The sequence below is a fragment of the Williamsia sp. z71 genome (genome assembly GCF_059553375.1).
Map to the genome: position 1 here is coordinate 295244 of NZ_JCANWX010000006.1, position 25332 is coordinate 320575.

General features: G+C 66.1%; 22 protein-coding genes. 11 read left to right on the top strand and 11 right to left on the bottom strand.

The window, feature by feature from the left end; translation table 11 throughout:
• Window positions 1-2 precede the first annotated feature (2 nt).
• The 3 genes from recC to AC51GR_RS16580 form a co-directional block, all read right to left on the bottom strand.
• Window positions 3-3290 carry an exodeoxyribonuclease V subunit gamma gene (gene recC, locus AC51GR_RS16570; protein WP_496325723.1) on the bottom strand — a complete coding sequence of 1096 codons (3288 nt, stop codon included), beginning with the start codon at window positions 3288-3290 and terminating at the stop codon, window positions 3-5.
• A 72-nt stretch (window positions 3291-3362) separates the two neighbouring features.
• Entirely contained in the window at window positions 3363-3800 is a 438-nt protein-coding gene (locus AC51GR_RS16575) for an acyl-CoA thioesterase (RefSeq protein ID WP_496325724.1), read from the bottom strand.
• Between the two features lie 26 nt (window positions 3801-3826).
• Window positions 3827-4330, bottom strand: coding sequence for a pyridoxamine 5'-phosphate oxidase family protein (locus tag AC51GR_RS16580; protein WP_496325725.1), 504 nt, complete (start codon window positions 4328-4330; stop codon window positions 3827-3829).
• A 399-nt stretch (window positions 4331-4729) separates the two neighbouring features.
• Here AC51GR_RS16580 and AC51GR_RS16585 point away from each other — a divergent pair, with 399 nt between their 5' ends.
• Window positions 4730-5404: a GNAT family N-acetyltransferase gene (locus AC51GR_RS16585; RefSeq protein WP_496325726.1), complete on the top strand. Its 675-nt coding sequence runs from the start codon at window positions 4730-4732 to the stop codon at window positions 5402-5404.
• Between the two features lie 140 nt (window positions 5405-5544).
• The gene (locus AC51GR_RS16590; protein ID WP_496325727.1) at window positions 5545-7044 is read left to right on the top strand and encodes an NAD(P)/FAD-dependent oxidoreductase; all 1500 of its coding nucleotides are present in this window, start codon (window positions 5545-5547) and stop codon (window positions 7042-7044) included.
• Between the two features lie 2 nt (window positions 7045-7046).
• Here AC51GR_RS16590 and AC51GR_RS16595 read toward each other — a convergent pair whose 3' ends face one another.
• The 8 genes from AC51GR_RS16595 to AC51GR_RS16630 all read right to left on the bottom strand — a co-directional run bounded on the left by AC51GR_RS16595 (window position 7047) and on the right by AC51GR_RS16630 (window position 13379).
• Window positions 7047-7727: an urease accessory protein UreD gene (locus AC51GR_RS16595; RefSeq protein WP_496325728.1), complete on the bottom strand. Its 681-nt coding sequence runs from the start codon at window positions 7725-7727 to the stop codon at window positions 7047-7049.
• A gap of 9 nt (window positions 7728-7736) precedes the next feature.
• A complete protein-coding gene (gene ureG, locus AC51GR_RS16600; protein ID WP_496325729.1) occupies window positions 7737-8414 on the bottom strand; it encodes an urease accessory protein UreG in 678 nt (225 codons plus the stop codon).
• A gap of 82 nt (window positions 8415-8496) precedes the next feature.
• Window positions 8497-9159: an urease accessory protein UreF gene (locus AC51GR_RS16605; protein WP_496325730.1), complete on the bottom strand. Its 663-nt coding sequence runs from the start codon at window positions 9157-9159 to the stop codon at window positions 8497-8499.
• A complete protein-coding gene (locus tag AC51GR_RS16610; protein ID WP_496325731.1) occupies window positions 9159-10880 on the bottom strand; it encodes an urease subunit alpha in 1722 nt (573 codons plus the stop codon). Before AC51GR_RS16610 ends, AC51GR_RS16605 begins: the two co-directional genes overlap by 1 nt.
• The gene (locus AC51GR_RS16615; RefSeq protein ID WP_496325890.1) at window positions 10880-11209 is read right to left on the bottom strand and encodes an urease subunit beta; all 330 of its coding nucleotides are present in this window, start codon (window positions 11207-11209) and stop codon (window positions 10880-10882) included. Before AC51GR_RS16615 ends, AC51GR_RS16610 begins: the two co-directional genes overlap by 1 nt.
• 8 nt (window positions 11210-11217) lie before the next feature.
• Window positions 11218-11520 carry an urease subunit gamma gene (locus AC51GR_RS16620; RefSeq protein WP_496325732.1) on the bottom strand — a complete coding sequence of 101 codons (303 nt, stop codon included), beginning with the start codon at window positions 11518-11520 and terminating at the stop codon, window positions 11218-11220.
• A 153-nt stretch (window positions 11521-11673) separates the two neighbouring features.
• Window positions 11674-12939 (bottom strand): DUF6986 family protein, encoded by a 1266-nt coding sequence (locus AC51GR_RS16625; RefSeq protein ID WP_496325733.1) that lies wholly within the window; start codon window positions 12937-12939, stop codon window positions 11674-11676.
• Between the two features lie 8 nt (window positions 12940-12947).
• Window positions 12948-13379: a PaaI family thioesterase gene (locus tag AC51GR_RS16630; protein ID WP_496325734.1), complete on the bottom strand. Its 432-nt coding sequence runs from the start codon at window positions 13377-13379 to the stop codon at window positions 12948-12950.
• 318 nt (window positions 13380-13697) lie between these two features.
• Here AC51GR_RS16630 and AC51GR_RS16635 point away from each other — a divergent pair, with 318 nt between their 5' ends.
• From AC51GR_RS16635 to AC51GR_RS16675, 9 genes are all read left to right on the top strand, one after another.
• Window positions 13698-14114, top strand: coding sequence for a BlaI/MecI/CopY family transcriptional regulator (locus AC51GR_RS16635; protein WP_496325891.1), 417 nt, complete (start codon window positions 13698-13700; stop codon window positions 14112-14114).
• Window positions 14115-14125: 11 nt separating this feature from the next.
• A complete protein-coding gene (locus AC51GR_RS16640) occupies window positions 14126-15073 on the top strand; it encodes a M56 family metallopeptidase (protein WP_496325735.1) in 948 nt (315 codons plus the stop codon).
• Window positions 15074-15185: 112 nt separating this feature from the next.
• Window positions 15186-16628 carry an NADP-dependent phosphogluconate dehydrogenase gene (gnd, locus tag AC51GR_RS16645; RefSeq protein WP_496325736.1) on the top strand — a complete coding sequence of 481 codons (1443 nt, stop codon included), beginning with the start codon at window positions 15186-15188 and terminating at the stop codon, window positions 16626-16628.
• 121 nt (window positions 16629-16749) lie between these two features.
• The gene (guaB1, locus tag AC51GR_RS16650) at window positions 16750-18192 is read left to right on the top strand and encodes a GMP reductase (RefSeq protein ID WP_496325737.1); all 1443 of its coding nucleotides are present in this window, start codon (window positions 16750-16752) and stop codon (window positions 18190-18192) included.
• A 115-nt stretch (window positions 18193-18307) separates the two neighbouring features.
• Window positions 18308-19699, top strand: coding sequence for a hemolysin family protein (locus AC51GR_RS16655; protein WP_496325892.1), 1392 nt, complete (start codon window positions 18308-18310; stop codon window positions 19697-19699).
• Window positions 19692-20768 (top strand): hemolysin family protein, encoded by a 1077-nt coding sequence (locus tag AC51GR_RS16660; RefSeq protein ID WP_496325738.1) that lies wholly within the window; start codon window positions 19692-19694, stop codon window positions 20766-20768. The genes AC51GR_RS16655 and AC51GR_RS16660 overlap by 8 nt, the downstream gene beginning before the upstream one ends.
• Complete coding sequence (locus AC51GR_RS16665; RefSeq protein ID WP_496325739.1) at window positions 20765-21673, top strand: 3-methyladenine DNA glycosylase; 909 nt, start codon at window positions 20765-20767, stop codon at window positions 21671-21673. The genes AC51GR_RS16660 and AC51GR_RS16665 overlap by 4 nt, the downstream gene beginning before the upstream one ends.
• A 101-nt stretch (window positions 21674-21774) precedes the next feature.
• Window positions 21775-23958 carry a malate synthase G gene (locus AC51GR_RS16670; RefSeq protein ID WP_496325740.1) on the top strand — a complete coding sequence of 728 codons (2184 nt, stop codon included), beginning with the start codon at window positions 21775-21777 and terminating at the stop codon, window positions 23956-23958.
• A 175-nt stretch (window positions 23959-24133) separates the two neighbouring features.
• The gene (locus AC51GR_RS16675; protein WP_496325741.1) at window positions 24134-25306 is read left to right on the top strand and encodes a substrate-binding domain-containing protein; all 1173 of its coding nucleotides are present in this window, start codon (window positions 24134-24136) and stop codon (window positions 25304-25306) included.
• Window positions 25307-25332 lie beyond the last annotated feature (26 nt).

Here is a 25332-nt window from a genome sequence, read left to right on the forward strand (position 1 = left end):
TCTCAGCGCACCTGTTCCGAATCCAGCAAGGGCGTCCACAATCGCATCGCCGCGGCCGCGAAACGGGATCCGTGCTCATCCCAGTCTTTTTCTTCGGCGACGGCCGGCGCGGCGACGACCGATGAGAAGTCGCCCTCGTACAGATACTGCACGTAGAGGTCCTGCGCGTCGCCACCGAACTTGTTCGCGAAGTTCCGCTCGGCCGCGTCCATGGCCAGCGCGGTGTCGTCGCCGCGGTGCCGACGGTCGGCGTATTCGGCGCCGGCCGCCGTGGGCAACGGAAGCGGCGACTGCAGTCCCCGATCGCGCAGGTCGACGAGCTGACGCAGCACCGCGATCGGGTTCGGCGGCGCGGTCAGTGTCGAATTGCGTACGCGGCCATACGAACCTCGGCCCACCACGACGGAACCGGTCACGTCGGCCCCCGAGGCGGCCAGCGCCAACAGGGCGACCCAGGACGCCAACCGGTGTTTGGCCGCGAGCCTGGAGTAGATCGTCCGGACCAGCTGCCCACGGTGTACCGATGGGACCGTCCCGGTCAGACGTCGGTTGTCGCCGAGATCGATGGTCACGTCGATGACGTCGGGATGTGCCTCATAGAGTGGTGCCGCCTTCGCCACCAGGGACTCCACCAGCCCGGAGATCTCGCCGAACACCTTCGCGCCCAGGAGGAACGGGGGCAGGGTTCCGCGGCGCAGTTCGGCGCCGCGCAAGGCGTCGGCCGGAGCTCCGGCGAGCCGGGCCTGCAGCATCCGATCACCGATCGCCCACTTGCCCAGACCGTCGATGTCGGCGCTGAGCACGTCATTGAGTTCTTCATCGTCACCGGGCAGATACATGCCCAGCCGTTGACGGCAGAATGCCCGCATCGGGTGCTCGACAAAGGCGATCAGTTCCGACAACTCCACGTCCCCCGACGTCGGTGGCAGCGGTGTCGGCAGGAATCCCGGTTCGCAAACCTGGACAGACTGGGTGGCCACGGCGCCGGCCAGCGCCGTCCGGTCGAAGCTCAGGGGGTTCTCGGCAGCGAAGTTCGCCGGGTCGAAACCGTGCAATGGATGCGACGTCAACACCGTCGAACCTTCGGCCAACATCGCATCTGCCGTGTCGAGCAGTTCACCCACCGGCACGGCCGGCGGCCGACGCAGACCGGTCACCGGATCGGTGCCCGTGTACAAGATAATGAGTTTGTCGATCGCCGACATCGTGGCGTCGAGGAGCAACTGGCGATCCTCGCTGCGGATATCCCGTTCCCCCACACAGGGGTTGCGCGCCAGGATGTCGTCACCGTTGATCCCACCCACCCGCGGGTAACTCTCGTCGTCGAGGCCGAGCAGGATGACAACCCGGTGTGGCACCGCCCGCATCGGGACCATCGTGCACACCGTCAGCTCACCGGTGCGGAAGTTGGCCCGGGTCGGACGCCCGGCCAGCCGATGCGCCAGCATCGCCCGGACATCGGCGAGCCGAACCGTTGTCTGCCCGCCGTGTTCGGTGGCCGAGGACAGCTCGCGCAGTGCCTGGCTGCGTTGCCACGCGTCGGCGGGCCGCACGGCGGTGAGCAGATCCAGTGCGGTGGCCAGGTTCTCGGCCCACTCGGTGGCCGGGCGCGGCCCACGCAAACTCGTCAGGACGGTGTCGAGCCTGCTGATGAACTCGGCAAATCTGCCGGCCAACTCGACGTCGGCGCTGTCCACGTCATCGAGTGGCAGAGCGGTGTCGAGCCAACCGAGTTCGGTCTCGTCCGCGGCCACGCCCAACAGGATCCGGTCCAGCCCGGCGTCGAACGTATTCTGACGGAAACCCCCCAGCCCGAACGGTTTTCGCTGGTTGTCGTTGATCCCCCACCGGGCGCCCGATTCGGCGGTCCACTGCCGCAGACGTTCGAGGTCGTCGTCACCGAAGCCGAAGCGGCTGCGGACCGGCGGGGTATCCAGCAGGTCGAGCACCTCGCTGGCCTTGACCCGGCCTCCGGCCAACAGCAGCAGGTCCGTCATCACATCCAGGAGCGGATTGGTCTGCCGCAGTGCCCGATCGGCCAGGCGTACCCGGAGTTCGTGACCCGGATGTGCGTGACCGACCTGGCCGAATGCGGCCCGGATGAGTGGCGCATGGGTTTCGACGTCGGGGCACATCACGATCACGTCGCGCGGATCAAGTGTCGGATCGTCTTGGAACAGCCGCAGCACGAGTTCACGCAGCACCTCGACCTGGCGCGCGGCACCGTGGCAGGAATGGACCTGGACGCTGCCGTCCGCCTGCCCGCCCGGTTCCGCGACCTGATCGGCGCGCAGCGCATCCTGCAGTCGCTCGAGATGCGTACCGCCGCGAGCATGCTCGTCGAGGTGGTGGACATCGTCCGCGGCGACGGCCGACAGATTGATCTGGAGCTCACGAACCTCACGGGACAGCGAGGCCAGCAACGGGTGTTCGATGTCGCGGACGACCATCCCACTGCGCCGGATCGGCGCGGCGTTCGATTGCAGCTTCTTCCACATGGCCGGACTGGCATGCGGCAGAAAGAGATTGATGTCACGGTGTACGCCGAGTGCGGCCAGGACCTGCAACTGCTCGGTGCTCAGACGGGTGACGCCGAACAGCGCCAGTCGCTCGGGCAGATCGACCGCATCGGATCGTTCGAGAAGCGTCGCGCAGACCTGTTCGAGCCGTTCGGGCGGACTGGGTGAATCGATGCGCTCGCGCAGTAGTCGCCACAGATGTGCCTGCCACCGCTGATCGGGATCGAGTGGCTCACCGGCGCCATCGGTGTCCACACCGTTGTGCCAGTCGTTGATCATCTGCGGGCGGTGCGTTCCGTATCCCCGGAACAAACCCGTGAGGTGTTCGGCGGTTCCGTATCGACGCCCGATCCGGAATCCGGGCGCCCTGGTACCCGAATCGGCCGAATGGCCCAGGTGCCGGGCCAGGATCGCACAGGCCGGATCGTCCACGGCATCGTCGATGACCGACAACAACGTCCACAGCATCCGCCCGGTCGACCACGGGTCGTCGTCGAACTGCCCGGACTCGACGCCACTGGCCTGTGCCATGACGTCGTCGACCAGGGCCGCCGGATGAGGGAAGAGGATGTTCGCCGCGATTCCGTCGGAGCCACCGGTGTCGGTTGCACCGAGGCGGACCGACAATTGTTGCGTCAGCCACCGTTCCACACCCTGCGCGGGCACGGCGACGAGTTCTCGGGCGAACGGGTCCGACGGTGCGGTCGTCAAGATGTCGGCGAGCGCTGTCACCAATGTGCTGGTGCGCTCGGCGCGGTGCAATCTCAGCACGCAGGGCCCCTTCCGGTTGTCATCCCCGGTGTATCACGAAAGACCGACAGCCGAGGCGCCGCAAGACGGTGATCAGGACCGACTGCGCAGTGGAACCGGGTCACCGGACTTCGATTTCAGGAAGACCCGCATCTCGTCGGAGATCTGCAGAACCTTGCCGGTGTCGGAATGCACTGCCACGACGGTTGTCTCACAGAGGGCGACAACGTTTCCCGCTGCGTCGGTCAGTGAACTGCCGAAGTCGAAAGACGAGCCACCGAGCCGACTCACCCAGACCTGCGCGGTGACGGGCTCAGGGGTGTAGAGCAGCGGCCTGACGAATTCGATTTCCTGACGGGCGACGTGGATCGCGACCGCACCGTAACCGTCGCGGATCCAGCCCGACACCGCACGCACGCGGGCCTCTTCGAAGAGCCGGGCGAACTGCACGTTGTTCACATGGTTGTTGACGTCCATATCGCCCCACCGCAGCTGCAATGAGACCTCGGTGGCGCCTGTCGTGTCACTCACCGACGTCACAGTAGTGGGGACAATCCTCAGAAGTCGAAGCGGGTCTGCCCGTGCGGATCCTTCTCGAACGCGAACACTTTCTGGGGTGTGACGCGGTACACGAGCGCAAAATCGTCGCCGGTTCCGAAACCACTTTCCGATGGTTCAAAGGCCCAGGCGTCGCCATATTTGTCGTAATAGGCCCGGGCGACCGAGACCAGCTCCGGCTGCCCGGTGACCCGCTGCGCGGCGCCCTCGATCACCACGTCGCAACCCCGCTGCCAGGTGTTGACCCCGGTGGTCACACTGACCTGGTCGTTGACCGCGAGGTTGTGGACCTTCTGCTCCTCGGGCCCGCTGCAGAAGTAGAACCGCTCGTCGGACCACACCCCGACCAGCGGAGTGCCGTGCGGACGACCGTCGCGGCGCACCGTTGTGACCCAATACAACTCGGCTCGCGTCAGGATCCCCGATATCTGTTCCCACTCGGCCGCAACCGCCCCCGGACGACTGAAACGATCGTCGAATCGGACGGTCGGATGAGTTCCCATGGTGTCTCCTGACGTCGGACGCCTCTGTGACATACCGACCAGAACCACAGCGCAAACTAATCGTCGGTCATCGGCGGTTCCCGATGCCGCCTCGGTTCATCGACGCGACCGCGATGGAAACCCTTGGCCATCAACACCATCGAGAGCACCGATGCAGGCCACCGTCGACCGGGACGGCATCTGCCGCGGCGCCTGACACCACGGTCGCCGCGGCACAGGTGGGCGGTGAGTCCGGACACATCCGGTTCCGAACCCCGACCGCCGAAACGACGGCGAAATCTGCGGGACGGGAGCACAGTCAGCCCAGGTGAGGGGACATTGCCGACCCCCCGGGACGCAATCAGACATCGGTCCGACACCGTCCACCCATTGCCTCCCACCAACGGCCTCGGAGAATGTATGGTGCCACGCAAGCGCGCTTTCGAAACGGGGAGATTGTTGATCATCGAGACCGACCGCCTGCTCTTGCGGCCGGTGTCGCACCGCGACACCGACCAGCTCGTGGAACTCGACCGCGATCCCGCGGTGATGCGGTACGTGACCGGGGGTACGCCGACCCCGCGCGAGGTGATCGAGGAATGGACGATCCCCCGCGCGGTGGCTGAGGCGACACATCGCAACGGTGCCGGACTGTGGGTCGCCCTCGACCGACTCGACCTGGTGGCCGCGCGCTCGGTGGGTCACCCCGAACCCGTCGACAGTTTCATCGGATGGTTCTCCATCCGCGCACCGCGCCACTCATCCGAGTCCGAGTTCGAGCTCAGCTACCGCCTCCGCCGGAGCAGGTGGGGCAAGGGGCTGGCCACCGAAGGCGCCCGCGCACTCGTCCACCAGGCCTTTGACGACGTCAAGGTTCGTCGGCTCTTCGCGGGCACGATGGCGGTCAACACCGCGTCTCGACGCGTGATGGAGAACTGTGGACTGCGCCTGACCCGTCTGCACGACTGCGCCGACACCTCGATCGCCGGATCCGAACGCGGCGAGGTCGAATACGAGATTCTCCGTACCGATTGGGAATCCAACAATTTCCCATGGGCACGGGCACCGCGCACCATCACCCATCTGATCGCCTGACCCACTGTCTTCGCCCGAGGTGGCAATCGGGTGCACCTTGACGCGACCAAACACTTGCCACCAACTACCGTAGGCAGGGTGCGGATCCCACCACTCCCCAGAGATCCCGGCCGCAATTCGCCAACTGACAGGAGATGGTCATGAGCAAGGAGACTGCAATTTCGAGCCGGCACAAGGTGGTGGTCATCGGATCCGGCTTCGGTGGGCTGTTCTCGACCCAGCACCTCAAGAAGGCCGATGTCGACGTCACCTTGATCGCGCGCACCACCCACCACCTTTTCCAGCCGATGCTCTATCAGGTCGCGACCGGCATCATCTCCGAAGGTGAGATCGCCCCCGCGACCCGCGTCATCCTGCGCAAACAGGCGAACGCGAAGGTGCTGATGGGCAACGTGGAGACGATCGACCTCGAGAAGAAGATCGTGACCTCACGCCTTCTCGAACGCATCACGGAGACCCCGTTCGACAGCCTGATCATCGCGGCCGGCGCCGATCAGTCCTACTTCGGCAACGATCACTTCTCGCAGTTCGCGCCGGGCATGAAGACCATCGACGACGCCCTCGAACTGCGCGGTCGCATCCTGGGCGCGTTCGAGCAGGCCGAATTGTCCGAAGATCACGAAGAACGCTCCCGCCTGCTGACCTTCGTCGTCATCGGTGCCGGGCCGACCGGAGTCGAACTGGCCGGGCAGATCTCCGAGATGAGCAACAAGACCCTCAAGGGCGCCTTCCGCAACATCGACCCCACCGAATCCCGGGTGATCCTGCTCGACGCGGCGCCGGCCGTCCTCCCGCCGATGGGCGCCAATCTGGGCAACAAGGCCGCCAAACGCCTGGAGAGCATGGGTGTGGAAATCCAGCTCAACGCGATGGTCGTCGACCTCGACTACGACGGTTTGCTGGTCAAGGAGAAAGACGGCACCACCCGACGCATCGAATCGCAGTGCAAGGTGTGGTCGGCCGGTGTCTCGGCCAGCCCGCTCGGCAAGCAGCTTGCCGAGCAGAGTGGTGTCGAACTCGACCGCGCGGGCCGCGTCAAGGTGCTGCCCGACCTCTCGATTCCGGGCAACCCGAACGTCTTCGTCGTCGGCGACATGATGTCGGTCGAAGACGTTCCGGGCATGGCGCAGGGCGCCATCCAGGGCGGCAAGTACGCCGCCGACGCCATCAAGGCCGGGCTCGCAGGCAAGACGCCCGAAGAACGCGAACCGTTCAAGTACTGGGACAAGGGATCGATGGCCACGATCTCGAAGTTCAGTGCCGTCGCATCCGTCCCGGTACCAGGACTCAAGAAGAACATCGAGACCGAGGGTTTCTTCGCCTGGCTCGGCTGGCTGCTGCTGCACCTGGTGTACATCGTCGGATTCCGTAGCCGCCTCAACACCATCGTCGACTGGTCGTTCGCGTTCATGACGCGGGGCCGGTCGCAGCTCACCATCACCGAGCAGCAGACACTCGCCCGCAACGCGCTCGACCGGCTGGCCCAGCTCGAAAAAGCCCAGAACGCGACCGACGATGTCGCGGGGCCGCCCAACAGCAAGCCGATCCTGTCCGACCCGGTGCCCGCCACCGACAAACTGGTGAATGACACCAAGACCTCGGGCGCCTCCGACGGCGAGGCGAAGCCCGCGGCCAGCTAGCGTCAGCCCGCCGCCAGCTCGCCGACCAGACGCTCCGCGACGGGCATCGTGTCGGCGAGCACGGTGGTCAGACTGCCACCGGCCGCCAGTCCCAGACGGGCGGCCGCGGCGGCGGGATGGACCAGGTCGGCTCGCTCATCCGGGTAGCAGAATTCGCTGATCAGTACGGTCGGCGACCCCAGCCGGTCATGGTCGGCCTTGCCGAGGCGAAGCCGGTGCCGAACGGCCGCGGTGCCGTCGATATCGGCACGCAACCGGCCGGACCACGCGCCGTCGTCCTCACCGGACCTGCCGATCTGCACGCGCTCGCAGATGCGCACAGTCCCCGACCCGGCGACCGAGACCGCGGTATCGCTGTGGTGGACGGCATGCGCGGCGACGATCGTCGGCAGCGGATCGATCACCAGCCGGGCGCCGTCGGCAACGTTGACATGCCAGTTCAGTTGCGATCGGGGCTCACCGCGGCTCGGCAACGCCAGCGTCGCGGCGACGCTGAACAACGTCAGGTGAGAGCCGGGCCCGACATCCACATGGATGTCGATGGTGTCACCGCCGAGCGGTGTGGCTGCTGTCGAGATCAGGTGCAACACGTCGACCCCGGTCTGGCGTGCGGCCAGGCCACCGCAGGCACGGATACGCGGAGATCGCCCTTTCGACGTCTCGAGAAATACCTCGGTATGCATCGACGACGGTCAGACGGCCGCAGCCAACTGCTCCCGGACCCAGCGCAGGACATCGGTCGCGGCCGGATCGTCGGTCAGCGAGATCAGCACGGTCGGCCGGCCTTCCCGAACCCGTTCGGCGTCATCGCGCATCACCTGGAGGTTCGCGCCGACCATCGGGGCGAGATCGGTCTTGTTGACGACCAGCAGATCGGAGAACGTCACGCCCGGGCCGCCCTTGCGCGGCACCTTGTCACCGCCGGCCACGTCCACGACAAAGATCTGGGCGTCGATCAGGCCCGTCGAGAATGTCGCCGTGAGGTTGTCGCCACCGGATTCGACGAGGATGAGATCGAGGGGTGGGTTGGCCTCGACCAAATCGTCGATGGCGTCGAGGTTCGCGGTGATGTCGTCGCGGATGGCGGTGTGCGGGCAGCCGCCGGTCTGCACCGCGGTGATCCGCTCGTCCGGCAGCACGGCGTTGCGCCGCAGGAAGTCGGCGTCCTCGGTGGTGTAGATGTCGTTGGTCAACACGGCCAGCGACAACTCATCGCGCAGTTGCCGGCACAGCGCGGCGACCAGCGCGGTCTTACCGGAGCCGACGGGGCCGCCGATGCCGATGCGCAGCGCCTCCCCCGGCACCCGATCCCGTTTCGGCCGGGCATGGTCGTGCGTATGCGGGGCTCCGTCGATCAGATGCGGTGGCAAGAGCTGTCTCCCTGTGTTTGTCGAGTGGTGGATGGTCCGCTGGATGGTCTGCTGGGTGGCCCGCTGCGGCACGGATGGGTGGTCATGAGGCGAACAGCGGCATCGGTCGCAGTTCGTGCCGCTGCGCTAGTACATCAAGGAGGGGATCGGACAGGTCCGCCAGCCCCTGAGCCGCCTCGGCCGCCGTCTGCTCACACAAATCGGTCAACTGCACACTCAACAGGGCGACGTCGCCGGGATCGAGCGCCAGCAACCGCTGACCAGCTGTCGCGGATCCGGTCATGGTCGTGTAGATGAGCACCATCGCACTCTCGTGCGGGTTCAAGCCGGCTGCTCGCGCCACCTGACCGGTCACCACCGGCAGATGCGGACGCGCGGGGTGGACCCCCCAATCATGTTGGGGCCAGATCTTTTTACCAAGGCGCAGCATGCCACGTCCCTGCGCTCGTGAGGCCCGCCGGGCCGCGGCCGACGGCGTCCGCGCATCGGTCTCCACCTCCGCACGGGCCACGTCGATCGTGCCCGCGACCACCGCTGCGGTGATCGATGCCGCAACCAGACCCGCGGTACCGACCCGGCGCACCAAGAAATCGCGCAGGGTGTCGAGGTCGCGGACCGCACCCGAACTGATCGCCTCCTCGAGGCCACCGGAGTGCACGTGCCCACCCACCGGCAGTCGCGAGTCGGCAAGGTTCAACAGCATACCCAGATGCCTGGTGGCCGAATGACTTTCAGGTGAGCTCATCAGAACATGAAATATCGCTGCGCCATCGGCAGTGCGCCGGCGGGCTGCTGATCCCAGACATCACCGTCAATGGTGACGGTGAACGTGTCGGGGTCGACACGGATCTCCGGCTGGGCACTGTTTCCGGGCATATCGGCTTTCCCGATGTGCCGCACGTTCTTCACCGGTACCAGCCGCCGATCGAGGCCCAACCTCTCGGGAAGTCCGTCCTCGATCGCCTGCGGCGCAACAAAACTCAGCGATGTGGCCGCCGCCACCTTTGCAGCCGCGCCGAACATGGCCCTGGGCAACACCGGCTGCGGGGTCGGGATCGACGCATTGGCATCACCCATGGCCGCCCACGCGATCGCGCCGCCCTTGATCACCGCATGCGGCCGGACGCCGAAGAACGCCGGTTCCCACAAGACCAGATCGGCGAGCTTCCCGACCTCGACCGAACCGATCTCGTCGTCCAGACCGTGTGCGATGGCCGGGCAGATCGTGTATTTCGCGACGTACCTCTGGACCCGCTGGTTATCGGCCGCCCCGTCTCCGGCCAGCGAGCCGCGCCGCGCCTTCATGACATGCGCGCTCTGCCAGGTCCGCAGGACCACCTCACCGATACGGCCCATCGCCTGCGCGTCGGAGCCGATCATCGAGATCGCACCCATGTCGTGCAGCAGATCTTCGGCGGCGATGGTCGAGGGCCGGATTCGGCTCTCCGCGAACGCAAGATCTTCGGGGACACTGGGATTGAGGTGGTGACAGACCATCAGCATGTCGAGGTGCTCATCGAGCGTGTTGATCGTGTGCGGCCGGGTCGGGTTGGTGGAGCTGGGCAGGACATTCGCGTAGGACGCCACCGTGATGATGTCCGGCGCATGCCCGCCACCGGCACCTTCGGTGTGATAGGCGTGGATCCCGCGCCCGGCGATCGCCGCCAGGGTTTCCTCGACGAATCCGGCCTCGTTGAGGGTGTCGGAGTGCAGCGCCACCTGGACACCGGATTCATCGGCGATCCGCAGGCAGGCATCGATCGCCGCCGGGGTACTACCCCAGTCCTCATGAAGTTTGAAACCCGAAGCGCCGGCCCGCAATTGCTCGCGCATCGACTCGAGGCTGACCGTGTTGCCCTTGCCGAGAAGCACGATGTTCAGCGGCCAGTGGTCGGTCGCCGACAGCATTGAGGCCAGGTGCCAGGCACCCGGCGTGACCGTCGTCGCCTTGCTGCCCTCCGCCGGTCCGGTGCCACCACCGATCAACGTGGTGATGCCGTTGCCGAGCGCCTCGTCCATGATCTGCGGGCAGATGAAGTGCACGTGGCAGTCGATGCCGCCGGCGGTGATGATCTTGCCGTTGCCCGCAATGATCTCGGTCGACGGGCCGATCACGAGATCGGGGTGTACGCCGTCCATCGTGTCCGGGTTACCGGCCTTGCCGAGGGCAACGATCCGCCCGTCACGAATCCCCAGGTCCGCCTTGATGATTCCCCAGTGATCGAGAACGACCACACCGGTGATCACCGTGTCGGGGGCACCATCGGCACGCGTCGCGCGTCCCTGGCCCATCGACTCCCGGATGACCTTGCCGCCACCGAAGACCGCTTCTTCACCCGCGCGTCCGGGACCACCGCAGCGGTCCTCGGTGACCTCGATCAGCAAGTTGGTGTCGGCCAGCCTGATCCGGTCCCCGACCGTGGGGCCGTACAGCTCGGCGTAGCGTTCACGACTCAGCGATGCCATCAGGCGTCCAGCCTTCCTGGCGGGTTCGACGAGATTCCATGGACTTCACGCGTTCCGGCGATCGGGACCAGCTCCACCGTCGCCGACAGGCCCGGCTCGAACCGCACCGCGGTGCCGGCCGGAATGTTCAGCCGACGGCCGAACGCGAGGTCGCGATCGAAGTCCAGCGCGGCATTGGATTGCACAAAATGCACGTGACTACCGACCTGCACCGGCCGGTCACCACTGTTGACCACCATGACCTCGAGGACGTCCGCGCCCTCATTGAGGATTATCTCGCCTGGGGCACAGAGTATTTCACCTGGGATCAGGTTCTGCTCAGCCATCATCGGTCCTGTCACGAAATCGGATTGTGCACGGTGACGAGTTTGGTGCCGTCCGGGAATGTGGCCTCCACCTGGACGTCGTGCAACATCTCGGGGATGCCGTCCATGACCTGGGCCCGGGTCAGGACCTCACGCCCCGACGACATCAACTCAGCAACCGATCGACCGTCCCGTGCACCCTCGAGGATGTGATCGGTGATGACCGCAACCGACTCGGGGTGATTGAGCAGCAGACCGCGGCCCTGTCGGCGGCGGGCCAGTTCGGCCGCGTACGAGATCATCAGTCGCTCTTGTTCATGCGGCGACAGACGCACGGTTTCCTCCTCGATGGCACAGCCGACGGACAAGTATGTCCGACACATACTGCCACGCAGACCTTTGGGCGGCGCGTCGAGCTTTTCCGCCCACGCATATCGGGGGGTCGGTCACCCGCTGGCGACGAGTGAAGACCGGCCGTGGTCCTTCGGTCAGCGCAGCACGCCACCGCTGCGACGCAGTTCCGCCAGCGCCTCGGCGGAACAACGCGGGGCAACCCCGAGGACGTCGGCCTCGGTGAAGGCACCCGCTGCGAGTCCGCGCAGGATCACCAGCGCCAGCGACTGCGCGGTTGCCGGTTCGTCGATGAACTCCGAACTCTGCCGGTCGAAGTACGCCTGCAACCTTGTCGCCGCGGGCGGCATGGCCTGGCGGAAGAACGCGAACACCGCGAGCCAACGCGTCACCAGGTGGCCGGGGTGCATGTCCCAGCCCTGATAGATGCCGCGCTCCAGCCCCCGGGTCACGAGCCGGTGATGCCTGCGCAGCGCGGCGTCGACCACCTCGGGTGTCCCCACCGGCGCGATCTGGGTCGAGCCGTCGGAGACCCACACGCCGGTCTGCGCGGCGGCCACCAGCATGACCGCCTTGGCATGGTCGGCGACGGGATGTTCCAGCGATTGCTGTGCCGAGACGATGCCGCACGCCGCGCTGTAGTCGTAAGTGCCGTAATGCAATCCGGTCAGCCGCTCACCACCGCGATGCACTGCGTCCGCCACGGTCGCCCGACCGTCGGCCCCCAGGACCGCCTGCGGGCTCTCGATCTGCAGTTCGAAACGCAGCACCCCGGTCGGCAGCCCGTGCGCCCGTTCGAGTTCCTCACAGATCATGACCACCGCGTCGACCTGCACCGCGTGGCGCAACTTCGGCACGGTGAAGACGAAACCGGACGGAACTCCCCCGGCGCCGTCCAGGACCAGCTCCAGTGACCGGAGTCCACGGGGCCGCTCGGCAGACCCCAGACCTTTGCACCGGACACCGAAGACGCGCGGCGCGACGTCGTCGCCGGCAGCCGCAGCCCAGCGGGCGAGGGTGTGGCCTGCCGCGCGGGCGTGGCGGTCCTCGACCTCGTCGGGCCGCCACCCGTACCCGTCCTCGAGGTCGATTCGCAGATCCTCGATCGGCCGGGTCGCCAGGCGCTCACGCACGAGTGGCATGACGCCGTGTTCATCCAGGGCGGCGAGGGCCCGCGGTGCACCATCGGCGATCCGCAGGGCCTCGTTGCCCCAGGCCGCCGGGGTGTCGATGTCCACGTCGCCGGCACCGATGTAGACGGTGTGTGCGGGCTGCTGCTCCAGGAGGCGGTCACCGGCAAAATCACGATCCAGTTCGGCATCGACGGCGGTGAGCACCGCATCGATCCGTTCCCGTGCCGGTTGCGACATCCCGATGTGGGTCGGCCGACTCGCCTCGGTCATGGGTTTCCTCAGCCTTCGACGATGTTCTGGAGCCGGACCCGCCCCTGTGCGATCAGCTTTCCGTTCTCATCGGCGATGTCGACCTCCCACAGCTGCTGACGTCGACCCCGGTGGATGGGCTTCGACCTCGCGGTCATCGCGCCGGTTGTCACCGCCCGCAAGAAGTCCGTGCTGTTGTTCACGCCCACCACGTGGCCCTGCTTCGAGACGTTCGCGTTCAGCCACACCTGCCCCGACATGCTCGCGACCGATTCGATCACCGAGCAGTAGACACCGCCGTGGACGATCCCGAACGGCTGCAGCAACTTGTCGGTGATCGTGAATTGCGCCGACACACCTTCTGCGGTCGCCTCGAGGTACTTCAGTCCCAGTTCGGCGTCGAAACCCCGGGCCGTCCAGTCGGTCGGATCGAACGTGCTGGGATCGGTTGTATCTGTCACGGAACAGATCTCCTCTACGACGGGCCGCGCTTCGAGGACGCAGCGATGCGTCCCAAGTTTGTCAAAGTTCGGTGATCGACGTCTCGCCAGGGTTGCGCGGCGCTCTTCGGCGACCTTCGGTCGTGTCCGGAAAACACAGCAGGCCCCACCTTGTCGGTGGGGCCTGCTGTGGCGTGGACCGGGGGTCTCTGCAGCCCTCAGGACGCTCGCGCGGTCCTCGTAAATAAGAATGTAGGCTAGCCTTACCAACGTGTCAAGCGTCTCGGGAGAAAAATTATGCAGATGGGCGTTGAGCTGATTGATGAGAAGAAAAGTAAAGTGAGAAGAATGAACGGTTTGGGTGAACTCGAGAGAGTCATCATGGACAACTTGTGGTCGTCGGACGAACCACAAACGGTGCGTCAGGTGCATGCGGCGCTCTCCGCCGACCGTGAACTGGCCTACACCACCGTGATGACTGTGCTGCAACGTCTGGCAAAGAAGCATCTGGTCACTCAACTCCGAGACGATCGTGCGCACCGCTACTCGGCGACGCATCCGCGGGAGCACCTGGTCGCCAGCCTGATGGTCGACGCGCTCAGTGAAGCCGACGAAGCAGGTTCACGTCAGGCCGCGCTTGTATCGTTTGTGGGACGAGTCGGCGCAGACGAGGCAGATGCATTACGACGCGCACTCGACGAATTGGAATCGGCACGTGAATCCGACCGCGAGCCCCACCGCATGACCGACCAGTAGGACGCCCTGTTGTGAACGCGCTTGTGTTCGGGATCGTCGCTGTGATCCTGGTGTGGCCGGCCCCGAGCTGGCTCGCCGCCGCCCGGTGGCCTCTTCGCGCACCGCGCGCCGCCATGGCACTGTGGCAATCCATAGCGCTCGCAGCAGTCCTGTCGGCATTCAGTTGTGGCCTGGCCATCGCGTCCAACATGTTGACCCTCGATGAGCAGGGTCGTCCGATCGCCAACCCGCTCGACGAAATGGCCAGTCTGGGCATCGTTCCCTGGACCCTCTATGTCGCGGTTTTCCTCCTCACGCTCCTGGTCGGTGCCCGCCTGATCTACAGCATCATTCGCGTCGCCCTGCGCACCCGCGCCCGTCGGTCCGCTCACCGCCAGCTGATCGATCTGCTCGACCGGATGGATCGCTCGGCGCCCGACAGCCCGCTGAGCGCTCGCGACGTCCGCATGCTCGAGGTCGATCAGCCGATGGCCTACTGCCTGCCCGGTATCCGGCAGCGGGTGGTCCTCAGTGAAGGCACTGTCGCCCGTCTGACCCGCGACGAACTCGAGGCCGTGATCAGTCACGAACGCGCGCATCTACGCGCCCGCCACGACCTGATCCTCGAGGCGTTCATCGCCGTCCACGACGCATTCCCGCGTTTCGTCCGCAGCCGGTCGGCGCTCGGTGCCGTACAACTGCTGGTCGAACTGCTCGCCGACGACACCGCCATCCGCACCGCCGGGCGCAAACAACTCGGGCGGGCCCTGGTCGCCTGCGCGGATTCGGTCGCACCCCGCGGCGCCATGGCGATCGGCGGTCCGACCACACTCGCCCGGGTCAAACGTCTGTCGGACACCCGCCCGACAATGCTGATCTCGGCCGTCGCGTACGTCGTGGCGGCCGCGATCCTCGTCCTGCCGACCCTGGCCGTCGCGATCCCCTGGCTGAACGAGTTACGCCGGCTCATCGACTCCTGACGCCCACAAACCGTCCCGTGCGCGGCGGGAACGGGGTTGAGGCGGGTCTCGTCGATCGCGCTGCCGGTACCTCAGACCTTCGCCATCGTTTCCTACGTCATATGGTGTAGCAATGACTGATTCAGCTGCTCGCGCCCAGATCGGGGTCACCGGCCTTGCGGTGATGGGTTCCAACATCGCTCGCAACTTCGCCCGTCACGGTCACACCGTGGCTCTACACAACCGCAGCATCGCCAAAACCGATGCGCTCGTCGAGAAATACGGCAACGAGGGTGATTTCGTCCGCACCGAGACGATGGCGGAGTTCGTCGGCGCGCTCCAGAAGCCGCGACGCGTGCTGATCATGGTCAAGGCCGGCGACCCCACCGACGCCGTGATCGAAGAACTCGCGGGTCTGATGGAAGAGGGCGACATCATCATCGATGGTGGCAACTCGCTCTACACCGACACGATCCGCCGCGAGGCCGCCATGTCTGCACGCGGCCTGAACTTCGTCGGTGCCGGCATCTCGGGTGGTGAGGAAGGCGCGCTCAACGGCCCGTCGATCATGCCCGGCGGGCCCGTCGAGTCGTACAAGTCGCTCGGACCGCTCCTCGAGTCCATCTCCGCGCACGTCGACGGCGAGCCCTGCTGTACCCACATCGGCCCGGACGGGTCCGGCCACTTCGTCAAGATGGTCCACAACGGCATCGAATACGCCGACATGCAGCTCATCGGTGAGGCCTACGACCTCATGCGCAAGGCACTCGACATGCCGGTCAGTGAAATCGCCGATGTGTTCCGCGAATGGAACTCCGGCGACCTCGACAGCTACCTCGTCGAGATCACCGCAGAGGTGCTCAGCCAGGTCGACGCCGAGACCGGCAAGCCGCTTGTCGATGTCATCGTCGACGCCGCCGGACAGAAGGGCACCGGCCGCTGGACCGTGAAATCCGCACTCGACCTGGGCATCCCGACCACCGGCATCGCCGAGGCCGTCTTCGCCCGCGCGCTGTCGAGCGCCACCGCCCAGCGCAAGCAGGCCCAGGGCCTGGCGTCGGGCACCCTCTCGGCCGCCCCCACCGACAAGAAGAAATTCGTCGACGCGATCAACAAGGCGCTCTACGCATCGAAGGTTGTCGCCTACGCGCAGGGCTTCGATCAGATCGCCGCAGGCAGCAATGAATACGGCTGGGACGTCCACCCCGGCGACCTGGCCACCATCTGGCGCGGCGGCTGCATCATCCGGGCGAAGTTCCTCAACCGCATCCGCGAGGCCTACGCCGAGAACCCCGAACTCCCGAGCCTGCTGCTGGCACCGTACTTCCGTGAAGCGGTCGAGAACGCCGTCGACAGCTGGCGCGAGGTGGTTGCCACCGCGACGACCATGGGCATCCCGGTTCCGGCCTTCTCGTCGTCGCTGTCGTACTACGACGCACTGCGTGCCGAGCGTCTGCCGGCCGCCCTGACCCAGGGACTGCGCGACTTCTTCGGCGCACACACCTACCAGCGGGTCGACAAAGAAGGTGCATTCCACACCCTCTGGAGCGAAGGCCGCACCGAGATCCAGGCCTGACCCGCCCCCGAACGATCCAGAAGTACGAAAGACGAGCCACACATTCGGTATTTGTGGCTCGTCTTCGTATAGGTGGCTTGTTTGCGGTGGTGGCCGTTCATCTTGCGTAGCATCGGCAATCGTGCGATTCCTCGATGATCATCTCCCGGGCCACGACCTGACGTACGACGATGTTTTCGTGGTGCCCGGTCGTTCCGACGTCGCGTCCCGATTCGACGTCGATCTCTCCTCCGTCGACGGTTCCGGCACCACCATTCCGCTGGTGGTCGCCAACATGACGGCTGTCGCCGGACGCCGGATGGCCGAAACCGTGGCCCGGCGCGGCGGGCTGGTGGTGTTGCCGCAGGATTTGCCCATCCCCGCGGCCGCCGACATGATCTCGTTTGTCAAAGGACGCCACCTCGTCGCGGACACACCGGTCGTCCTCGGCGCCGACGCCGCTGTCTCCGATGCGGTGGCACTGCTGCCCAAACGGGCACACGGAGCCGTGGTCGTCCTCGGCTCCGATGCCGCGACTCCGATCGGCGTGGTCACCGAGGCATCGTGCGGCGACGTCGACCGGTTCGCCCGCCTGACCGACGTCCTCGACCCCGACTTCGTGTCGGCGCCGGTGGGAACGCCTCCCCGAAAGCTGTTCGAGCTACTCGATGCCACCCATTCCGACCTGGTGATCCTCACCGAGGCCGACGGGTCCCTGGCGGGTGTCCTGACCCGCGTCGGGGCCGTCCGGGCCGGCATCTACCAGCCCAACCTCGACGCCAACGGCCGCCTGCGGGTCGCCGCTGCGGTCGGCGTCAACGGTGACGCCCGCGGCAAGGCGATCGCGCTGGTGCAGGCAGGCGCCGACCTCATCGTCGTCGACACCGCACACGGACATCAGGAAAAGATGCTCGCGGTCCTCGAACAGGTCGCGGACGCCAACCTCGGCGTGCCGATCTGCGCAGGCAATGTGGTGACGGCGCAGGGAACGCGGGACCTGATCTCGGCCGGGGCGGACATCGTCAAGGTCGGTGTCGGACCCGGCGCGATGTGCACCACCCGGATGATGACCGGTGTCGGCCGGCCGCAGTTCTCGGCGGTGGCCGAATGCGCGACTGCCGCACGTGAATCGGGCTCCCATGTCTGGGCAGACGGCGGCGTTCGGCATCCGCGCGATGTGGCGCTGGCCGTGGCCGCCGGGGCATCGAACGTGATGGTCGGATCGTGGTTCGCCGGAACCCACGAGAGTCCCGGCGAATTGCGGTGGGATCCGGCCGGCCGGCCGTACAAGGAGAGCTTCGGGATGGCATCGAAGCGCGCGGTGGCCGCGCGCACCGCGGACGACAGTTCCTTCGACCGCGCCCGCAAGGCGTTGTTCGACGAAGGGATCTCCACCTCACGCATCGCCCTCGACCCCGAACGCCCCGGTGTCGAGGACCTGATCGACCACATCTGCTCGGGAATCCGGTCCACCGCGACCTATGTCGGCGCCCGGTCACTCGAGGAACTACACGAGAAAGCGGTCCTCGGTGTCCAATCCCCGGCCGGGTTCGCAGAAGGTCGCCCTCTGCCCGCGGGCTGGTGACCCGATAAGATCGACCCGACATCCCAGGCGACCTCCACTCGCCTGAACCCTTGAGTCTGGAGGCTGGATTGGTGCCCACGGCACCTCGATGCGTGACCCACCGCGGTGATCGATGATGCAGGCACTGATCCTGATCGGCAGCCTGGTCGGCTTCATCGCTCTCACCCTGGGTACCGCGCTGTTCGTCGCAGCCGAGTTCTCACTGACCGCGCTCGAACGGTCCACGGTCGAGAACGACGTGCGGACCAGGGGCGACCTTCGCTCCCGCCAGGTCAGCCGGGCGCACAAGACGCTCTCGTTCCAGCTCTCGGGCGCTCAGCTCGGCATCACCATCACCACCCTGATCACCGGCTACATCGCCGAGCCGGTGCTCGCGCAACTCTTCGAGCCACTGTTCGAGCTGGTCGGGATCCCGGACGCGGCGGCGGTGGCGGTCTCGCTGATCCTGGCGCTGGTCATCGCGACGTCGCTGTCGATGGTGCTCGGCGAGCTCATCCCCAAGAACCTGGCGATCTCGAAGCCGCTACCCACCGCCCGAGCGACCGCCGGACCCATGAGCCTGTTCTCGGCGACGTTCCGATGGCTGATCAACACCCTCAACGGCACGGCCAACTGGCTGGTCCGACGATTGGGTGTCGAGCCCGCGGAGGAGTTGCGGTCCGCGCGCTCACCGCAGGAACTCGGATCTCTGGTGCGCAATTCGGCCCGCCACGGCGCGATCGACCCGGGCACCGCGGCCCTGGTGGACCGCTCGCTGCAGTTCGGCACGCTCACCGCCGAGGACCTGATGACACCACGTGTCACCGTCGAGACCCTCGACATCCATGACACGGTCCGGGACCTGATCCTGGCGTCGTCCCGGACGGGTTACTCCCGGTTCCCGGTTCTCGACGGCGGCGATCTCGACAACATCAGCGGCGTCGTCCACGTCAAACAGGCATTCACCGTGCCCATGTCGCAGCGCAGCACCACCCAATTACACACACTTGCCCGGGCGGTCTCGGTTGTCCCGGCGAGCCTCGACGGCGACGCGCTGATGGAACAGATCCGCGCCGACGGCCTGCAGGTCGTCGTTGTCGTCGACGAGTACGGCGGCACGGCAGGCATCGTCACCACCGAGGACCTCATCGAGGAGATCGTCGGAGATGTCACCGACGAACACGACGACGAAGAGGCAGATGTCCAGCAGCACGGCGACGGGTACCTCCTCAACGGTCTGCTGCGCCTCGACGAACTCCACGACGCGATCGGGTACCGCGCTCCCGAAGGCCAATACGACACCCTCGGCGGCCTGTTGATGTTCGAGCTCGGGCGGATCGCTCGTGAAGGCGACATCATCGACCTCCCGGACCGCTCGACCGGAACCGACGCCGACGACGACTCCTCCGAGCACGAGCCCGAACAACATTGGCGGGCCCGCGTGGTGCGGATGGACGGTCGTCGCATCGACACCGTGGCCGTGTCCCCGCGACCGGAATCCGATGAACGGGAGGCCACCGATGGGTGATCTGTGGGGCGTCGTGCTCACCGTCCTGTTGCTGGCAGGCAACGCCTTCTTCGTCGGTGCGGAATTCTCGTTGATCTCCGCCCGGCGTGACCGTCTCGAAGCGCTCGAAGAACAGGGAAAGCGCCGCGCCCGCACGGTCATCGAAGCCAGTGAACGGCTCTCGCTGATGCTGGCCGCCGCGCAGTTGGGCATCACGATCTGTTCCATCCTGCTCGGCCGGGTCGGCGAGCCCGCGATCGCACACCTGATCGAGAAGCCGCTGGACCTCGTGCACGTCCCGCACGGACTCCTGCACCCGATCGCGTTCACGCTGGCGCTCGCGCTGGTCGTTGTCCTGCACATCCTCCTCGGCGAGATGGTGCCGAAGAATCTCGCGCTGGCCGGCCCCGAGCGATCGGCGATGCTCCTGGTCCCCGCCCATCTCATGTTCATCAAGATCGCCCGGCCGGTGATCGCGTTCTACAACTGGGTGGCCAACCTGTCACTGCGGCTGATGCGGGTCGAGCCGAAGGACGAACTCGACGCCACGGTCTCGGCCAATGAACTCGCGCAGATGCTCGGCGAGTCCCGACGTGAGGGTCTGATCGACGAAGAGGAACACACCCGGCTCACCCGTGCCCTCCAGACGTCGGGCCGCACCGTCCTCGAGGTCGCGATCCCGCTCACCGAGTTGCGGAGCGTTCAGGTCACCGCGGACCCGAAAACCGGCCGCGTCGGGCCGACCCTCGGCTCGATCGAACAGGCCGTCATCGACACCGGGTTCAGCCGCTACCCGGTCCGGGGCACCGACGGCACGTACACCGGTTACCTGCATCTGAAAGATGTCCTCGACGAGGTCCTCGACGAGTCGGTGGGTCCCGACAGCATCATCGGCGTGGACAAGATCCATCCGCTGCCGGTCCTGGCCGACAAGACCCCCCTCGACGAGGCCACCAATGCGATGCGGCGGACGAGCTCGCACCTGGCGGCGGTGGTCGACGACAACGGCCGCACGGTCGCCGTGGTCGCGCTCGAAGATCTCGTCGAGGAGTTCGTCGGGACGGTGCGCGACGAAACGCACCGGGTATGACTGCCCCGGGTGCAGTCGTCGCCCGGGCGGCCGAGTCGCAATGGCAGGCCACGGCCGCCGAGCACCGCAACCGGATCGATGATCTCCTGCGGAGCCATCCACCCCGGTACACCGACGACGACGCCGGTGACGTGGTGCATCCCGTGTGGGGTTTCATGTTCACCTACTACAGCTTTCGGCCGGCTCAACTCCGCCGCTGGCATCCCGGATTCGGGGTCGGGCTCCACGGCGACGGCGCGCGTCGCTACCTCGACTACGCCGGTTACGTTCGCAGCGACGAGCTGGTGACCGTCGGCCGCGACCATCTCGAGAAACGCCGCGAGACCATCACCTACATCATCGATCTGCTCGCCGCCACGGCCGACCGCTCCCCTCGTCTGAACTGCTTCGGCATGCACGAGTGGGCGATGGTCTATCAGGCTTCGCCGGAACAGATCCGGCATGCCGGTGTACCGCTGCGACTGAGCCCGGCCCAGACCGACGACGTGGTCCGGGCGCAGCCCCCACGCTGCACACACTTCGACGCCTACCGGTTCTTCACCCCACCTGCACGGCCACTGAACCTGACAGTGTTAAATCGTCATACACAGTCCGAGTTCGAACAACCAGGCTGTTTGCACGCCGGCATGGACCTCTACAAGTGGTCGTACAAACTGGCACCTCTGCTCCCGTCGGACATCGTCGCCGACGCGTTCGCCCTGTCGCTACAGCACCGTGAGATCGACATGCGGGCCAGCCCGTACGACCTGTCGGAGTTCGGTATGGCACCGATTCCGATCGAGGAACCGGCGGGACGGGCGGAATACGTCCGGGTGCAGTCCGAGCTCGCGGGTCGGGCGCAGCTTCTGCGCACCGAACTGCTCGACCGTTGCCGCCGCCTGATCAGGCAGCCCAACCACACCTGACTTGCGGGGCAGAGGGTTTGTCACCCATCACAATCCAATTGCTACCAACGAGTAACATATGCGGCATCAGTGCCCTTGATCGAAAGAGAGTGAGGCCGGTAATGGCTCAGCGCGTCACCGTCGACGGCGGCTTGCAGGTTGCGTCGGTTCTGTACGACTTCATCAACAACGAGGCGCTGCCGGGTACCGGGGTGGACCAGGATGCGTTCTGGTCCGGTGCGGCGGCAGTGATCAACGACCTGAGCCCGCGTAACGCCGAGCTGCTCGCGGTCCGCGACGACCTCCAAGGCAAGATCGACCAGTGGCACCGTGACCACAAGGCGGCCACCCCGGCCGACTTCGACTTCGCCGCCTACAAGGCATTCCTGACCGACATCGGTTATCTCACACCGGTTCCCGCCGACTTCGAGATCACCACCACGGGCGTCGACATCGAGATCACCTCGACCGCCGGACCCCAGCTCGTGGTCCCGATCCTCAACGCCCGGTTCGCGCTGAACGCGTCCAACGCGCGGTGGGGTTCGCTCTACGACGCGCTGTACGGCACCGATGCCATCCCCGAGACCGACGGTGCCGAAAAGGGCACGTCGTACAACAAGGTCCGCGGCGACAAGGTCATCGCGTTCGCCAAGAACTTCCTCGACGAGGCCGTTCCGCTGGAGAACGGCAAGCACGCGGATGCCACCTCGTACGTGGTCGAGGGTGAGGCCGTCGTGGTCAGCCTGGCCGGCGGTGCGACCACCGGATTCGCCGACCAGGCAGCGTTTGTCGGATACACCGGTGAGCCGGCGAAGCCGTCCGGCATCCTGCTGCGCCACAACGGCCTGCACCTCGAGATCCAGATCGACGCCGAGTCGCCGATCGGCTCGACCGACGCCGCCGGCGTCAAGGACGTGCTGGTCGAATCGGCCATCACCACGATCATGGACTTCGAGGATTCCGTTGCGGCGGTCGACGCCGAGGACAAGGTCACCGGTTATCGCAACTGGCTCGGCCTGAACAAGGGCGACCTGTCCGAAGAGGTCACCAAGGGCGGCAAGACGTTCAACCGCGTGCTCAACCAGGACCGTGCCTACACCGCGCCCGATGGTGCCGGACTTCTCCTGCACGGACGGTCACTGTTGTTCGTGCGCAACGTCGGTCACCTGATGACCAACGATGCCATCATCACCGCCGACGGCGCCGAGGTTCCCGAGGGCATCCTCGACGCCCTGTTCACCGCACTCATCGGCATCCACGGCATGCAGCCCCACGGACTGCAGAACTCGCGGACCGGGTCGATCTACATCGTCAAGCCGAAGATGCACGGCCCCGACGAGGTGGCGTTCACCGTCGAACTCTTCGGCCGCGTCGAAGAGGTCCTCGGCCTGCCCGCCGGCACGTTGAAGGTCGGCATCATGGACGAGGAGCGTCGCACCACGGTGAACCTGAAAGCCTGCATCAAGGCGGCCCAGGACCGCGTGGTCTTCATCAACACCGGCTTCCTCGACCGCACCGGCGATGAGATCCACACCTCGATGGAAGCCGGGGCCGTCGTGCGCAAGGCAGAAATGAAGTCGCAGAAGTGGATCAAGGCCTACGAGGACTTCAATGTCGACACCGGACTGCATGCCGGTCTGCAGCACAAGGCGCAGATCGGCAAGGGCATGTGGGCGATGCCGGACCTGATGGCGGACATGCTCGAGCAGAAGATCGGCCATCCCAAGGCCGGCGCCAACACCGCATGGGTGCCCTCACCCACCGCGGCCACCCTGCACGCGTTGCACTACCACCAGGTCGACGTGTTCAAGCGTCAGAACGAGCTGGCCAAGCGTGAACCGGCCTCCGTAGATGACATCCTGACGATCCCGCTGGCCCCGAACACCAACTGGTCGGACGAGGAAAAGCTCGAAGAGCTCGACAACAACTGCCAGTCGATCCTGGGCTACGTCGTCCGCTGGATCGATGCCGGCGTCGGTTGCTCGAAGGTGCCCGACATCCACGACATCGCACTGATGGAGGACCGCGCCACCCTGCGGATCTCCAGCCAGTTGCTGGCGAACTGGCTACACCACGGCATCGTCTCGGAATCCGATGTCGTTGCCGCGCTCGAGCGGATGGCACCGGTGGTCGATCAGCAGAACGCCGGCGACCCGACGTACCGGCCGATGGCTCCGGATTTCGCCTCGAACATCGCGTTCGGAGCCGCCAAGGAACTCATCCTCGAAGGTGGCAAGCAGCCCAACGGCTACACCGAGCCGATCCTGCATCGCCGGCGGCGCGAGTACAAGGCTGCGGGCGCCTGACCCTCGGCTGACCCCGGTGGGGCCGGTCGCGAGCACAGTGTGACCTGTCGCCCGAAATCCATCACAGCGCATAGACTGCCCCAACGACAACTCCCGCCTTCCGGACCGGTGAACGTTCACCGGTCCGGAAGTGCGCGAGTCCGGGTTGTCATGTCTTACGTGGATCGAGGTGTTTGTGGGCGATCATCGCAGAGCCGGAGGCAGCAGAGGTATCAGCCGAGGCCTTCTCGTTCTGGTTGCCTTTGTCGTGGTGCTCGTGGTCGGCGGGGTTCTCTGGTCGATGCTCGGTGACCGGATCACCAAGCAGGGCCAGGAGGCCGCGAAACGCTGTGTGGAAGGTGACCTCACCGTCGCCGTCATCAGTGATCCGGGGTTGTCCGGACCGCTCAAGTCTGTCGCGGACCGATACAACGCCACCAAACCGATCAATCGGGATTGGTGCATCACCATCGAGGTGCGACCGGCCGATGCCAAGACCACCCTCGAGGGTTTGACCGGCACCTGGGACCCGGCATCGCGCGGCCGGTATCCGGCGGCGTGGATCCCGCAGTCGTCGGTGTGGAGTTCACAGCTCACTGTCGCCAAACCCGAGATCGTCGACGGCACACCGGCATCCCTGGTGACGTCGCCGGTGGTGCTGGCGATCCCCGAGGCGGCAAGGGAAGCGATGCTCGGCAACCTCAGCTGGCTCGAGATCCCCACACTTCAGCGGTCGGCGGCTGCAATGGAGCGGCTCGGGTTACCGGGCTGGGGATCCCTGAAGATGGCCATGCCGACGGGCCCACAATCCGATGCCACCGCACTCGCCGCGCAGGCCATCGCGATGGAGATCTCCCGCACCCCGAGGGGCGCCCTGTCCGTTGAGGACGCGATCTCCTCGCTGGTGACCTCGACCTTGCAGACGATGCAATCGGCGGCACCACCGACCGCCCTCGGGACCTCCGAGAGCGGTGTGGCGATGATCGCGCAGGAGGCGAACCCGCCGACCGGCGCCATCCATGCGGTGCCGATCACCGAGCAACAGCTCTACTCGCTCACCAAAGACGGAGCCAACGCGGGCGTCGTGTCGTTGCTGCCGACCGGGCCGACCCCGATGGCCGACTTCCCCGTGATCACGTTGACCGGAGAACAGGTCGATGTCGCCCAGCGCGATGCGGTCGACGCCTTCATCAGTTATGTCCAGTCACCCGAGCACATCTCCACGATCACCGAGTCGGGCTTCCGCGGCGGCGGTGCGCTACCGCCGCCGACCGCAGCCGTGGACTTCCCGGAGACGCCCTCGCCGATGCCCCCGCCCCCGGCGGAGGCCCAGAACGCCATCACCGACACGCTCACGCGTCGTACCTGACGTCCCGGGCCTCCGCCGGAGCGAGT

Bases quoted from the DNA above. Each gene is read 5' to 3' on its own strand.
- AC51GR_RS16605 (WP_496325730.1), bottom strand. From the start codon at position 9,159: ATGAGCTCACCTGAAAGTCATTCGGCCACCAGGCATCTGGGTATGCTG.
- AC51GR_RS16615 (WP_496325890.1), bottom strand. From the start codon at position 11,209: ATGATGGCTGAGCAGAACCTGATCCCAGGTGAAATACTCTGTGCCCCA.
- gnd (WP_496325736.1), top strand. From the start codon at position 15,186: ATGACTGATTCAGCTGCTCGCGCCCAGATCGGGGTCACCGGCCTTGCG.
- AC51GR_RS16670 (WP_496325740.1), top strand. From the start codon at position 21,775: ATGGCTCAGCGCGTCACCGTCGACGGCGGCTTGCAGGTTGCGTCGGTT.
- AC51GR_RS16625 (WP_496325733.1), bottom strand. From the start codon at position 12,939: ATGACCGAGGCGAGTCGGCCGACCCACATCGGGATGTCGCAACCGGCA.
- AC51GR_RS16595 (WP_496325728.1), bottom strand. From the start codon at position 7,727: ATGCATACCGAGGTATTTCTCGAGACGTCGAAAGGGCGATCTCCGCGT.
- AC51GR_RS16590 (WP_496325727.1), top strand. From the start codon at position 5,545: ATGAGCAAGGAGACTGCAATTTCGAGCCGGCACAAGGTGGTGGTCATC.
- AC51GR_RS16610 (WP_496325731.1), bottom strand. From the start codon at position 10,880: ATGGCATCGCTGAGTCGTGAACGCTACGCCGAGCTGTACGGCCCCACG.
- AC51GR_RS16660 (WP_496325738.1), top strand. From the start codon at position 19,692: ATGGGTGATCTGTGGGGCGTCGTGCTCACCGTCCTGTTGCTGGCAGGC.
- AC51GR_RS16580 (WP_496325725.1), bottom strand. From the start codon at position 4,330: ATGGGAACTCATCCGACCGTCCGATTCGACGATCGTTTCAGTCGTCCG.
- AC51GR_RS16585 (WP_496325726.1), top strand. From the start codon at position 4,730: ATGGTGCCACGCAAGCGCGCTTTCGAAACGGGGAGATTGTTGATCATC.
- AC51GR_RS16665 (WP_496325739.1), top strand. From the start codon at position 20,765: ATGACTGCCCCGGGTGCAGTCGTCGCCCGGGCGGCCGAGTCGCAATGG.
- AC51GR_RS16655 (WP_496325892.1), top strand. From the start codon at position 18,308: ATGCAGGCACTGATCCTGATCGGCAGCCTGGTCGGCTTCATCGCTCTC.